The organism is Desulfitobacterium sp. LBE (genome assembly GCF_007830365.1).
Taxonomy (GTDB): domain Bacteria; phylum Bacillota; class Desulfitobacteriia; order Desulfitobacteriales; family Desulfitobacteriaceae; genus Desulfitobacterium; species Desulfitobacterium hafniense.
Map to the genome: position 1 here is coordinate 634,320 of NZ_VLKD01000001.1, position 13,848 is coordinate 648,167.

Here is a 13,848-nt window from a genome sequence, read left to right on the forward strand (position 1 = left end):
GATGGGTAAAGTAGTTATCGATCCCGTGACTCGAATCGAGGGTCACTTAAAAGTAGAAGTAGAAGTTACCAATGGTGTGGTTACGGATGCGAAATCAATCGGCACCATGTATCGCGGCTTTGAACCCCTGTTAAGAGGAAGGGATCCCCGGGATGCCACCTATGTCACGGAAAGAACCTGTGGTGTATGTGCGGGCTCCCACGGATGGGCATCTTCCTTGGCCTTGGATCAGGCCTTTGGCGCAAAAGTCCCTACGGGGGGCCGGCTGATCCGCAATCTGATGATCGGTGCCATGTGGCTTCATGACCATCCGCTGCATTTTTATCATTTAAGCGCCCTGGATTATTTGGATATTACGGCGGTAGCAAAATATCAAGGACAAGATCCCGGCCTTTTGCGTGTTAAAGACAAAATCAGCAAATTAATTGCGGCTGGGGATACAGCTCCACTGACACCACGCTATGAACCCGATGCGTTTTGTGTCAATGATCCTGAACTTGTTACTCTCGCTGTTTCCCACTATCTGCACGCTTTAAATATGCAGGCCAAAGCCAAAAAGATGTCGGCTTTGTTCGCCGGCAAACAGCCTCACCAATCGTCTATCGTAGCAGGCGGCGTAACCATGCTGCCCAATATTGAAGTGGTGGAACAATTCCGTTCCATGCTGCTGGAGCAAATCGATTATCTTGAGAATATCTATTTGCAGGATGTACTGACCTTTGGAACCGGTCCCTTACTGCCCCTTGCTCAAGCCGGGGTCGGCGGCGGCTATGGCAACTTCCTCGCTTACGGCGGATTTGGCCTGGATGATGAAGGTAAAGACTTTCTCTTTAAACAGGGAATTGTTTTGGACGGCAATCTCAGCAATGTGATGCCTGTCGATCAAAGCAAGATTACCGAAGGAGTAACTCATGCTTGGTATAAGGATAATCCGAATGGGGATCATCCCTATGATTCGGATACGGTTCCCGATCTGGCCAAAAAAGATGCCTATTCCTTTGTTAAAGCTCCCCGCTATGATGGGAAACCTATTGAGGTTGGCCCCTTAGCCCGTATGCTGGTTATGCAGCCTCAAGGGCTGATGGATATCATTGCCAAATACAATATTAAACCAGGTGCTGTGGCCCGTCACGCCGCCCGTGCTTTTGAAACGGTCATCCTGGCTAAAGAAATGATTAATTGGGTTAACCAGCTGGAAGCAGAAATGGGCAAGGGCCTGAGAATTCATGATACCGAGCACTGGAATCCGCCGGCAACAGGGCAAGGTATTGGGTTGACGGAAGTTCCCCGCGGCGCCTTAGGCCATTGGATTAAAATCAAGGATCATGTTACCGAAAACTATCAGATGGTCGTTCCTACCACTTGGAACTTCTCACCTAAAGACGCCCAGGGAAATTATGGCCCCCTTGAAAAAGCTCTGATCGGTGTGCCTATTCCTGATGAGAACAATCCGATTAATATTGTGCGGGTTATCCGTTCCTATGACCCTTGCCTGGCTTGTGCTATTCATCTTATTGATCCCCAAACCAATGAAATCCGCAAATTCAAAGTCAACTGATCTTTCAGTGGACGGCTCAAGAGGATTGATGAAGGGATCAATAGAAATGGAATAGAAAGCGAGGGAAAACTATGGCGAATCCAGCCGATCATCCGTTGTCTCACCGGATTACCCATTGGATTAATCTGATCAATTTCATAGCCTTGATTATTACCGGCATGATGATTCATTCTCCCTATCAGGGAATGCCCATGAATCTTGTCCGCAATATCCACTTTATCTTTATGTTTAGTTTAATTTTCACCGGTATCGTGCGCTTCTATATCTCTTTTTTCACCAAGCAGCGGGATTACCGGAAGTTTCTGCTTGATTCCTATGATATTAAGACGTTCATTCCCCAGATTAAGTATTACTTGTTCCTGCAAAAGGACCATCCTGTTAACCCCAATCCCTATAATCCTCTGCAGAAGCTTGCTTATATCGGTCTGCCTATTCTGGCTGTGCTGCAAATCCTTACGGGGGCAATTCTTTATCTGCCCATGGTCTTTCCCGGCTTAGAAGCCACCCTGGGCGGTCTGGCAGCTATTCGTGGCTTCCACTATGTGATTACCTGGCTGTTCATTGCGATTATTGCAGTTCATGTCTACATGGTATTCACGGAAGCCGTGGATCAATTCTGGTATATGTTTTTCGGCAAAACCCGTAAGAAAGATAAGGTCCCGCCTTCTGATAAGGCGACCACAGCCCGTTCTTAACCCTGCCCTTGACGGTGCAGCCTGAGCCGCGTATTATTGTAGAAAAGACAAAGGTTTTAGAAAGGGTCAAACACCATGCTGCAACCAAAGATTATGGTCATGGGAGTAGGGAATGTGCTTCTTTCCGATGAAGGACTCGGGGTTCAGTTCCTCACCCTATTAGCCCAGGAGACTCTGCCGGATCATGTAGAACTTCTGGAAGGCGGAACCGCAGGACTTGAATTGGTCCATCTTATTAAAGAAGTAGACTATCTCATCATCGTCGATGCCGTGAATGCCAAGGATGAACCTGGCGCAATTTTCCGGTTTGAGCCGGAAGATATTCGGGTTATGCCCTCTCAGTTTGAGGTTTCCTTTCATCAAGTGGGGATTCTGGAAGTATTGGCTATGGCTAATATCCTGGGGAATGCGCCCAAAACCCTCATCTTTGGTGTTCAGCCGAAGAGCCTGGAGATGGGATTGGAATTGACTCCTGAGATTCAAGCAGTATTGCCCAGGGTCAAGGAGCTTGTTCTGGAAGAAATTCAGAACATCACTCAGCATGGGGAATTCCGCCAAGTGAACTCTTAATCCCACCCCGTGGGCAAACGACTTTATTTAAAAATTACTAAAGGGAACCGGATTTTCCGGTTCCCTTATCACATGCTTAAACTTTTTCTCTTCCGTCACCTAATTCGAATGTACCGCAGTCGGTCGCTTCAGTAGTGCGAACCTCAGCATGATGCTTGGTTACTTGAATTTCTCCGGCATGACATTCTTTGGCAGCTTCATTATACTTGCACTCCACCACATTGCACAAAACTTTTGGATTAGCCATTCTTATCACCTCCCTAATTAAGATACCCAAATAAATCACCTTCTACACCAAAAAGAAACTTGAAAAATTCGTAAAAATCCCACCCGAGCAGCTTTCATCAATGTTTAAAAACCTTTCACAGTAGTCCTTGACTGGCGGCCTTTATTGAAGTATGTTATCCTTTATGAAGAATACTACTTTTCAGGAGTGAGACGATAAGTATGTCAATCACGAAAGCCCCCAAGAAGGTCGTCACCTTAGCCTATGGGTGTCAAATGTCGGAGCGTGATGCCGATACCTTGACCGAGATATCCAGCCAAAAGGGATATGTCCGCTCTCAGGAGCTGGAACAGGCCGACCTCATCATTGTGAATACCTGTTGTGTTCGCGAAAGCGCAGAAAATAAAATCCTGGGTAAAATCGGCGAGCTCAAGCATTTGAAAGAAGCCAATCCTCAATTGAAAATCGCCATTTCAGGATGTATGGTTCAGCAGCCGGGCGCTTTAGAACGGCTTAGAAAAAGAGCCCCCCATGTGGATATCTGGGCAGGAACCCATAATATCCATGAGTTTCAGCGTCTCCTGGAGGAAGCTGAGGAAAAGGGGAAAGTGGCTGAGGTCTGGGAAAAGCCGCGGGAAACCCAGGAATCGGTTCTTCTGGCAGCCAAAGGCAAGCTTAAAGTCTATGTCAATATCAGTTATGGCTGCAATAACTTCTGCACCTATTGTATTGTCCCCCATGTCCGCGGCCGGGAGCGCAGCCGTCAGCCGGAAGAGATCCTGGCGGAGATCAGGGCCTTGGTCGAGACAGGCTGCAGGGAAGTGACCTTGCTTGGCCAGAATGTAAACTCCTATGGCCAGGACCTGGACAGAGCTTATGATTTTGCCGATTTGCTCAAGGATGTGGATAGCATTGACGGATTGTGGAGAGTACGGTTTATGACCTCCCATCCTAAAGATCTATCCGATAAATTGATTGAAACCATCGCTGCAGGCACCCATCTTTGCGAGCATATTCATCTGCCTTTTCAGGCCGGCAGTGATGAAATTCTCAAAGGTATGAATCGTAAATACACCCGGGAATACTATTTAAGCCGGATTGCTCAAATTAAGGCCATCATTCCCCAAGTCAGTTTAACGACGGATATCATTGTTGGTTTTCCCGGGGAGACGGAAGAGGATTTTGAGCAAACCCTGGCTTTAATTCGACAGGTAAAATACAGCCAAGCCTTTACCTTTATGTATTCCAAACGCTCCGGTACGCCGGCAGCCCAAATGGCGGAGCAAATTCCTCTGGACATCAAGAAACGCCGCCTGCAGCAGCTGATCACGGTTCAGAATGCCCAAAGCCTGGCCTGGCGGCAGGAAATGATCGGCAAAACCTGCGAAGTTCTCGTGGAAGGGCCGAGCAAATCCAATCCTGATCGTCTTACCGGGCGAACCCGGGGTTATGAGCTGGTGGTCTTTCCCGGGGAAGCCCAATTAATTGGCACCTTGGTTCAGGTGCTGATTCAGGATGCCAGTTCCTGGACGCTGTTTGGAGAATGCCGCGCAGACAGGCATTGAACGAGACTTCTTTCAGTGATAAATAATAATTGAAGGCTCAAAGCAGGAATCAAGAAAAACGTGTAGAATCAATCGAAGATGGAGGTGTTGTAATGACGGCGGAAATTATGGAAAAAGCCGAAGTCCTAGCTGCAGCTATAGCCAAAAGTGTGGAATTACAAAATTTGCGCAGCACAGAAGAAGCTATGATGGCTGACGAACAAGCTCAGCAAATCATTGCTGATTTTCAAAATGAGCAACAGCGAGTGTATGAGCTCCAGGCCCAGGGTCAAGAGTTGACTGATGAAGTACAGCAGGCCATTGATGCCATGGAAGCGAAAGTGGAAGGATATCCTCCCATTGCTGCTTATCTGCAGGCTCAAGAGCAATTCACAAAGATGCTGGACACCATCAATGGTGTTTTGGCTCAAGCGATTGCCAATGACCCCAATGGCGGAGGCTGCTCCTGTGACACAGGTTGTTCAGGATGCGGGGGAAGCTGTTCATAAACTCGCGATACAATAGAAATGAGTGGACAATATCACTTTATTTAGATTGGGCGCAGCAAGGGAAGAGTGTACACTCTTCCCTTTAGAATATACGCCTGACGGTCATGCCGCCCAGGCAGCGGCACTGGCAGTATCGGCAGAAGGTGAAAAGAGCTGTCCGGGTCGCGTAGCTTTACGCACAACGCGTACTCCATAGCTCCGGGACTGGCCAACTCGCTTTCTTAACAGCTCACGCCAAACCTCAGGGTAATACCTGATGTGAACCGTGGCTTCGCTACGTTAAGAAAGCCTCGTTGACCTGACCGCCCCTCCGCTAAATCCGTCCGCTTTTGTACGTAAAGCTACGTCTTGTGGGTCTCTTTAGGTTTTTCTTTGGAGTTCTGGGGCCTTTTATGAGGGCTTTTGATTTAGCTTCGAAGCCTTTCTTGCACTTAGCCTGCATTGTCTTTCTCCAGGAATTAGCCGGCCTTGCCGCCCCAAGCGGCGCCGGTAAAGACGGAAAAAGCTGCTTGGGTAAGTTAACTTGCCCACATTTCCTGCAATCTTACAACCTTACAACGCCCTGCATGCACAAGCCAGAAAAGCAGCCCAAGGATTTTGATTTACAAGCGTGAGCGAATTTAAGCGAGCGGAAACAAAACTTCGCGAAAAGCACGCAGCGGAGTCGGGTTGGAAACAGGACGTTTCCAACCGGCCATTGAGCAGGAGCGATTTGGCCGGGTACCCGACGGAGCGGAGAGCTTGAGCGTTAGTTTTGTCCGCGCAGCTTATGGAGCGACCGCTGTAAAGCAAAATCCTGGAGAATCTGCTTTCATAAATAATCTTGCCAAGACAATCTATCTCTAAGGAGTCACCAACAATGACCACACCGATGATGCAACAATACAAATCCATAAAATCTCAAGCTCCCGACGCGATCCTCTTCTTCCGCTTAGGAGATTTTTATGAAATGTTTGGCGAGGATGCCCGGACCGCCGCCCCTATTCTGGAAATTGCCTTAACCGGCCGTGATTCCGGAGGAGGGGAGAGGATTCCCATGTGCGGTGTTCCCCACCATGCCGTAGACGGCTATCTGCTCAAGCTGGTTTCTGCCGGCTATAAAGTGGCCTTATGCGAGCAAGTGGAGGACCCTCAAGCCGCTAAAGGAATCGTCAAAAGAGAGATTATCCGAATCATTTCTCCCGGCACTCTAACGGATTCCTTAGTGGAGCAAGCCAATAACTTTTTAGCCGCGGTCTATCATGAGCAGGACTGGGGATTGGCTTTTGTGGATGTTTCCACAGGGGAGTTTACGGTTTTTCAGACTGAATCCTTGGATATCTTAACCACCGAGCTTTCCCGGATTCGGCCTTCCGAATTGCTGCTCCCGGCGGAACTCCTCAAAGCCAAGCACTGGCGCCCTTATTACCTTACTCAGCGGGAAAAGAAAACCTATCAACACACTTTGCTGGAGGAGCGCTTTACGGAACAGAGGGAGTTGTTTCAGGAATTTCCCACAGCCATGAAAGCAGCCAACGGGCTTTGGCAATATATCCTGGAAACCTCACCCGGTATCGATCCCTCCCATATTCTGAAGGTTAATGCCTACCGTCCTGAGCACTGGATGCTCCTTGATCCCTGGACCCGCAGAAATCTGGAGCTTACGGAATCCATTCGCGGCCAAGGGAAAAAAGGAACCTTATTATCCGTTTTGGACTTTACCAAAACCGCCTTCGGCGGCCGCCTGCTCAGACGCTGGATCGAGCAGCCTTTGCTCCTTAAAGGGGAAATCGAAAAGCGTTTGGATTATGTGGAGGCCTTGGTTGAGGACAGTTTTTTACGGGGAGACCTTATTCAACTCTTCGGCAAAGTTTATGATCTGGAGCGTCTCATGGGGAAGGTTTCCTATGGCACCGCCAATGCCCGGGACTTATTATCCTTGGCTCAGACCTTAGGGGTGCTGCCCCAACTCCGGGCTTTGCTGGCGGAGGGCAAGTCGGAACCCCTGCAAGCCTTTATTCCGGCTTTGGAAGGTCTGGACCCTTTGGCTGCAACCTTGGAGCAAGCCATCAATCCGGAAGCCCCCATCTCCCTCAAGGACGGGAACCTGCTGAAAGCCGGTTACTCAGTGGAAATTGACGAATTGCGCAGCATATCCTCCGGGGGAAAAGCCTGGGTAGCCAAATTAGAAAGCATGGAAAAGGACCGGACTGGAATCCGCTCCCTTAAAGTGGGCTATAATAAAGTATTTGGTTATTATATCGAAGTGACTCATGCTAATTCCCATCTGATACCTGCTGAATACATTCGCAAGCAAACCTTAGCCAATGCTGAGCGTTTTATCACCCCGGAACTGAAGGAGTATGAGCAAAAAATCCTGGGTGCCGAAGAGAAAGTCACTCAGCTGGAGTATCAGCTCTTTCTCGAACTTCGGGAAACAGTCCGCGGTCAGGCCGCTAAGATTTTAGAAGCCGCCCATGCTCTGGCCGAAATCGACGTCTATACCAGCCTGGCGGAAGCCGCTGTCCGCCATCATTATTCCCGTCCTCTGATGAAGGGGGAAGGGGGGCTCACCATCATCGAAGGGCGGCATCCTGTGGTGGAATCCATGCTTCAGGACAGCTCCTTTGTCCCCAACGACACCATCCTGACCGAGGATAAACATCTGGCCCTAATCACCGGCCCCAACATGGCCGGTAAATCCACCTACATGCGGCAGGTAGCCCTGATCGTCCTGATGGCCCAGATTGGCAGCTTTGTGCCTGCCCAGCAAGCCACCATTCCCATCGCCGATCATATCTTTACCCGGGTGGGGGCCTCCGATGACTTAGCCTCAGGACAAAGCACCTTTATGGTGGAGATGTACGAAGTGGCCCATATTCTGCGCCATGTCACACCTCAGAGCCTGATCATTCTCGATGAAGTGGGGCGGGGGACAGCCACCTATGACGGTCTCAGCATTGCCTGGGCTGTGGCTGAGTACTTAGCTGGTCAGGGGAACAAACCCAAAACTCTCTTTGCCACCCATTATCATGAACTGACGGATTTGGAAGAAACCCATGCCGGTATCTTCAATCTTCATGTGGGGGTTCGGGAACATGGGGAAGAGATTGTTTTCCTGCATAAGATTATTCCCGGCCGTGCCGACCGCAGTTATGGCATTCAAGTGGCCAAACTGGCCGGTCTGCCTGCCAATCTGCTGCACAGGGCCAAAATCATTTTGCATGAATTGGAATCCTCCGCCAAGGAAAGCCGCCAGGAGCATTTATTTAATAAGGAAAAAGCGACCCAACTGTCCTTGTTCGAGGTTCAGCCCCTGGATCCCCTGTTGCAGGAAGTCAGCGAGCTTTCTGTGGAGGATTTGACCCCAAGGCAGGCTTTGGATTACCTGTTTGATTTAAAAGAACGGATCAAAACAGCGGAATCTATTTAGATTTAATAAGTTATAAAAAAAATACAAGGGTGGGTTTAAGCAGAGGAGAGGGAACTCATGGCAACGAAGGGACGTGAGGGGAATATGATGAGCATAAAGCTGCACGGCCCGGACAATAATGTGAATTGAGGAGGGCAATTATGTCATACCAAGTTGGAATTGACGTCGGAGGGACGTTTACTGATGGGGTACTTATTCACAAAAACAACCTAATCAAAAAAACGAAAGTCCCCACTCAACACGATAATTTATTGGACACCCTGCTCCATGCTCTGGAACATCTCGATGTCTTTAAACAGCCTGTTGAGCAGATTACAGTCAGTACTACTTTGGTGACCAATGCCATTCTGGAAAACAAATTACCCCCCATCGAGCTGTTTCTCTTTCCCGGCTCCGGGATGAGGCTGGACGCTCTGCCCTGGCCGGTGCCTTATCATGCCTTCATGGGTGAAATCGACTATCGGGGCAGGGAAGTATCTCCTCCGGATGAGCTGGAATGGCGGCGGCTTTGCAACCAGCTGGATTTTGAAGCCGTCCCCCAGGCGGCCATTGTCAGCAAGTTTTCCCACCGGAACCGGGTTCTGGAAGATGCTTTGGCTCAGTTTTTGAGCAAAAAATATCCCCAGCTGGACATTGCTTTGGGCTGCGAATGGGGGCATGCTAATTTTTATCGCCGCAGTCTCACCACCTATCTCAATACTGCCAGCAAAAATCTCTATAAAACCTTCGCCTCCCAGTTGCATCAGGCTGTGGCGAAAAACGGTTCAAAGGCTGGGATTACCGTCCTGAAAGCGGATGGGGGCATTTTGCCCATCGATCAGCTCCGTCCGGTGGAATCCATCAATTCCGGTCCCGCCGCCAGCGTCATTGGCGCCTTGGCCCAAACGGATCCCCAGCAGTCGTTTGTGGTGGTGGATATCGGCGGAACGACTACAGATATCGGCCTGATTCTATCGGGGGAACCCCTTCTCAGTGCCCAGGGTGCCCGGATTGGTCCTTTTCTGACTTTGATCCCCACTTTGGCCACCCGCTCCATCCCTGTAGGCGGAGATTCTGCGGTGCTGCCTGCACCTGATGTGCCGGAAGGCTTTACCCTTGCTCCTTATCGCCAGGGCCCGGCCTATTGTTTGGGGGGAGAATACCCCACCCCCACCGATGCCATGCGCTATTTAAAACGGGTGGAGCATGGGGATTATGCCCGTGCGGAAGAAGGTTTAGCATCCCTGCTTTCCCCTGAGGCCCGGAATCCTCAGGCTCTTCAGGGATTAGCCCTGAAAATTCTGGAGAAGTTTGCGGAAGAGGTGGCCAACGCCTTTTCCCTCTTGCATAAGGAATGGCAGGAGGAACCCGCCTATAAGGTGTGGGAGGTTCTCCATCCTCATAGTGCCAAGGATTTCTATATCTGGGTCAGCGGGGGCAGTGCCCGGGGTATCGCTCCTTCCCTGGAGGATAAAGTCCACTTGCCTGTGCGCTTTACCCAGCATGCCGATGTCTCCAATGCCATCGGTGCGGCCTTAGCCCGGCCAACCTTATCCTGCACCCTGCATTTGGATACAACCATCCGCTCTTACCGGATTGAGGAATTCGGAGAACAGAGGGAATGGCTGGGTTCCAAACGCCCTCATAAGGAGGTTCAGGAATTCCTGCAGGAGATTGCCCGGGAGCGGGCCCGGACCATTGGCTTGAATCTCCATGAACTGGAGTTTAAGACTCAGCCTTTTGATTTTTTCCCAGTTGTTAAAGGTTACGCAACCGTTGGTCAAATAATCCGGGGTTCTGTAGTGGTTCCCCCGGGAGTGGTTGGGAGGCTTGAGGTATGAAGAACACAGGATTACTGTTTTTCCCTGCGTTTGACTGGTCTTTAGGAGATACTCACCCGGAACGGGAAGAAAGGCTTCTTTATACCCAGGAACAATTGTTTGAAGAAGGGGTTATGGATTTACCCCAGATCAAACACTATGCTCCGGGTCTTGCTTCGCTGAAAGATGTTCAGCGGACCCAAGGGATTTTTCCCGCCCCGGAAAGCCATGATTTGGACGCTCATTTGATCGCCGCCGGAAGTTCCCTGGTTCTGGGTGAGGCCTGGGCCAAAAAGGAGATCCATAATGGCTTTGCTCTGGTGCGCCCGCCGGGACACCACTCCGGGGCTACGGTTTTAGGCAATCGGGGGTTCTGCACCCTGAACAACGAAGCGATCCTGATCAATCATCTCCGCACCTTCCATGGGATCAAAAAAGTGGCCATCGTGGATACGGATGTTCATCACGGGGACGGCACTCAGGATATCTTCTATCATGATCCCAATGTCCTCTTTGTCTCTATTCATCAGGACGGACGGACTCTCTATCCCGGCAGCGGCTTTATCTACGAGAAAGGGGGACCCAATGCCTGGGAGACCACCTTGGATATTCCTCTGCCTCCCGGTACGGGAGATGAAGATCTTCACCATGTCCTGGAAAGCTGGGTTCTTCCCCGGATTTATGATTTCCAACCGGATCTGATCATTAATTCAGCCGGTCAGGATAACCACTTTACAGATCCTTTAGCTTCCATGAGCGTGACAGCCCGGGGTTATGGACGAATTACCGAGCTGCTCAATCCGGATTTAGCCGTCCTGGAAGGGGGCTACTCCATTGAAGGAGCTCTGCCCTATGTGAATCTGGCCATTGTTCTGGCCCTGGCGGGAGAAGACTATCAGGGAGTGATCGAGCCTCAAAAGCCCCGTCATCCCCACAGCGGCTCCAATGCCTTCCGGGGCTTCCTTAAGGAGCTGAAAGAGCAATACCGCCGGGCCAAACCGGACTGGAACATCCGCAGCGACAGCTTTCTTCCCGAAGGAAAATGGGTTTACATTCCTCATTCCGTATATTATGATACGGAGGGCTTCCAGGAGGGGCGTAAAGACTGGATCCGCCAGTGCAGCCATTGCGGGGGAACGGTGCTCATTGAAAGCCAGCATACCGTAACCGGCAATACTTTCGCTTTAGTGCGGATTCCTTTTGCCGCTTGTGAGCAATGCACCCAGGCGGGCTATGATTTATGGGAGTATCTGATCGGGCGCAAAACATCTGTATTGCTCCAGGATCAACAGCACAATAAGGTTGAACTCTGGCATCTGGATAAGGGGGTAACTCATTTTTGACCGCTAAAATCCACATCCTTGATATACAAGCCGCCAATCAAATCGCCGCCGGCGAAGTGGTGGAGCGCCCTGTTTCCGTGGTTAAGGAGCTGATTGAAAACGCTCTGGATGCCCAGGCTACTCAAATCGAAGTGATCATTGAGGGAAGCGGAGTGGAAAGGATCAGGGTCCAGGATAACGGCCAGGGCATATCCGCCGAGGATCTGCCCCTGACCGTCCTCCGCCATGCCACCAGCAAAATTCGCACCATTGATGATTTGAACCGTTTGCACACCCTGGGTTTCCGCGGGGAAGCTTTACCCAGCATTGCCTCTGTCTCCAGGCTGGAAATCATCAGCCGTCCCCCTGAGGAAATTTCCGGGAGGGTATTGCGGATTCAGGGTGGGGAACAGCTGGAGTTCTCCGAAACTGGCTGTCCGCCGGGGACCACCATTACCGTCGATGATTTGTTTTATAATACGCCCGCCCGGCGGAAATTCCTGAAATCCAAAAACACGGAATTTGGCCAAATCTCCGATGTCATCGGGCGGCTTTCTTTGGCCCGGCCTGATGTTTCCTTCACCCTGAAGCATCCCAAAGTCCTTGTCCTGCAAACTCCGGGCAAAGGAAATCTGCTGGAGAGCATCGGGGCAGTTCTTGGCCAGGCCACGGCCCGCCGCCTCCTGCCCCTGTCCTGCTCTCAGGGAGATTGGCGGCTGGAGGGGTATATCAGTCCGCCGGATCTGGTTCGTTCCACCAAACAAGGGGAGACCCTGATCGTCAATGAGCGGATTATTCGTTCCAACAGCATCAGCCGTGCCATTTCCGAAGGGTATCATACCTTGATTCCCGCTAAGCTTTATCCCATCACCATCCTGAAACTGCATATCCCGCCCCATGAATACGATGTTAATGTTCATCCTACCAAAATGGAAATCCGCTTTCACAAAGAGAAAGAGCTTATGGAGTTTATTGCCGAGGGAGTTCGCAGGACCCTTCTCCAGGCCCGTCCCATCGCCCCCTTTGTCAAGGTCAAGAACACTCCATCCCCTAAAGAATCCCTCCCCAGCGCTGACAAGGCTGACAGGCCGGTTCAGGCCGCCCTCAATTTCGCCCCTAAAAGCCCTCACAGCCCGTCTCAGGGCAAAACTATCCCCATACCTTATAAACACTCCAGTTACTCTCCCTTGGGGCCTGCAAATGGGCTTTCTGCTTCGCAAAGGGATCGTGAGTTAAATGCAGGCAATGAATTTAAGGCAGGCCATAAACTTAATGCACATGGGTTTGCTGAGACAGCAAAGTTCCCTATCAAGAACTTAAATCCCCAGGAAGCGCCGCCGATTAATGAGCAGAAAATCCTTCTTGAGTCTCAGGAACCTTTCCAAGTCACCCCTCTGAAAGCTGATAGGTTAGAACTTGATCTTTCCTTGGATTCGGATATTTTTTTAGGGGCGAATATTTCGGGAACCGATATTTCAGGAGCTGATACTTTGGGGAGGGCTGATGCCCCTTTGGCTGAAGAAGAGGTGGGGGCAGGGTCAACCGCTGAGTTGGAGCTATCTGTTGCCGAAGAGAACCATGAAATCAATGAAATTACCGAAATCACCGATGAAATCAAGGAGCAAAGTCCTCTTTTGGCCTTGCGGCCCATCGGGCAGGTTTTTAATACCTATATAATGGCAACAGATGGGGAGCAGCTTGTCATCTTCGACCAGCATGCCGCCCATGAGCGCATTAATTACGAACGCCTGCTGGCAGAGCACCAAAACAATCCCGGCAACAGCCAAATGCTCTTGATTCCTCTGACCATGGAATTTACACCTGGGGAAGAAGAGGCTTTGCTGGAGCATTTTCTGCTGCTCAACGAGATGGGGTTCATCCTTGAGCACTTTGGGACCCGAACCTATCTCCTGCGCGGCATCCCGGCCTATAGCGGCCCTTACCAGGGGGAGCAGCTTCTGCGGGACTTTCTCGACCAGGTCATGCTCAACCACATTCCCCCCACTATGGATAAATTATTGGAGGAGTGGATCTATATGCTGGCCTGCAAAGCATCCATTAAGGCCAAAGAGAACCTGACCCTGTTTGAAATGGAGCAGTTGATCGTTCAATTGAGCAAGACCCTGAATCCCTATACCTGTCCCCATGGCCGGCCCACCATGATTCAACTCACTAAAGAAGAGCTGGAACACCGCTTTTATCGTAGTTAGGAG

At 50.4% G+C, this 13,848-nt stretch carries 11 protein-coding genes; 10 read left to right on the forward strand and 1 reads right to left on the reverse strand.

The window, feature by feature from the left end; genetic code table 11:
• Position 1 precedes the first annotated feature (1 nt).
• From DESLBE_RS03010 to DESLBE_RS03020, 3 genes are all read left to right on the forward strand, one after another.
• Positions 2–1,558, forward strand: a complete 1,557-nt coding sequence (locus DESLBE_RS03010; RefSeq protein WP_005811612.1) for a nickel-dependent hydrogenase large subunit — start codon at positions 2–4, stop codon at positions 1,556–1,558.
• Positions 1,559–1,629: 71 nt separating this feature from the next.
• Entirely contained in the window at positions 1,630–2,253 is a 624-nt protein-coding gene (gene cybH, locus DESLBE_RS03015; protein WP_005811610.1) for a Ni/Fe-hydrogenase, b-type cytochrome subunit, read from the forward strand.
• Positions 2,254–2,328: 75 nt separating this feature from the next.
• A complete protein-coding gene (locus DESLBE_RS03020; RefSeq protein WP_011459789.1) occupies positions 2,329–2,823 on the forward strand; it encodes a HyaD/HybD family hydrogenase maturation endopeptidase in 495 nt (164 codons plus the stop codon).
• Positions 2,824–2,899: 76 nt separating this feature from the next.
• On the opposite strand, the gene DESLBE_RS03025 is transcribed toward DESLBE_RS03020, so the two are convergent.
• Positions 2,900–3,070: a DUF1540 domain-containing protein gene (locus tag DESLBE_RS03025; RefSeq protein WP_015944202.1), complete on the reverse strand. Its 171-nt coding sequence runs from the start codon at positions 3,068–3,070 to the stop codon at positions 2,900–2,902.
• Between the two features lie 200 nt (positions 3,071–3,270).
• Between DESLBE_RS03025 and miaB the strand changes: the two genes are divergently transcribed.
• The 7 genes from miaB to mutL all read left to right on the forward strand — a co-directional run bounded on the left by miaB (position 3,271) and on the right by mutL (position 13,845).
• Positions 3,271–4,614, forward strand: a complete 1,344-nt coding sequence (gene miaB / locus DESLBE_RS03030; protein WP_144675048.1) for a tRNA (N6-isopentenyl adenosine(37)-C2)-methylthiotransferase MiaB — start codon at positions 3,271–3,273, stop codon at positions 4,612–4,614.
• Positions 4,615–4,706: 92 nt separating this feature from the next.
• Positions 4,707–5,102: a YlbF family regulator gene (locus tag DESLBE_RS03035; protein ID WP_015944200.1), complete on the forward strand. Its 396-nt coding sequence runs from the start codon at positions 4,707–4,709 to the stop codon at positions 5,100–5,102.
• A 669-nt stretch (positions 5,103–5,771) separates the two neighbouring features.
• A complete protein-coding gene (locus tag DESLBE_RS26470; protein ID WP_172625357.1) occupies positions 5,772–5,948 on the forward strand; it encodes a hypothetical protein in 177 nt (58 codons plus the stop codon).
• A complete protein-coding gene (gene mutS, locus DESLBE_RS03045; RefSeq protein ID WP_172625358.1) occupies positions 5,926–8,514 on the forward strand; it encodes a DNA mismatch repair protein MutS in 2,589 nt (862 codons plus the stop codon). Before DESLBE_RS26470 ends, mutS begins: the two co-directional genes overlap by 23 nt.
• A gap of 140 nt (positions 8,515–8,654) precedes the next feature.
• Positions 8,655–10,334 (forward strand): hydantoinase/oxoprolinase family protein, encoded by a 1,680-nt coding sequence (locus tag DESLBE_RS03050; protein WP_144675052.1) that lies wholly within the window; start codon positions 8,655–8,657, stop codon positions 10,332–10,334.
• Positions 10,331–11,656, forward strand: a complete 1,326-nt coding sequence (locus DESLBE_RS03055) for a histone deacetylase (RefSeq protein ID WP_144675054.1) — start codon at positions 10,331–10,333, stop codon at positions 11,654–11,656. The genes DESLBE_RS03050 and DESLBE_RS03055 overlap by 4 nt, the downstream gene beginning before the upstream one ends.
• Positions 11,653–13,845: a DNA mismatch repair endonuclease MutL gene (gene mutL / locus DESLBE_RS03060; RefSeq protein WP_144675056.1), complete on the forward strand. Its 2,193-nt coding sequence runs from the start codon at positions 11,653–11,655 to the stop codon at positions 13,843–13,845. The genes DESLBE_RS03055 and mutL overlap by 4 nt, the downstream gene beginning before the upstream one ends.
• The last annotated feature ends 3 nt before the right edge of the window (positions 13,846–13,848 follow it).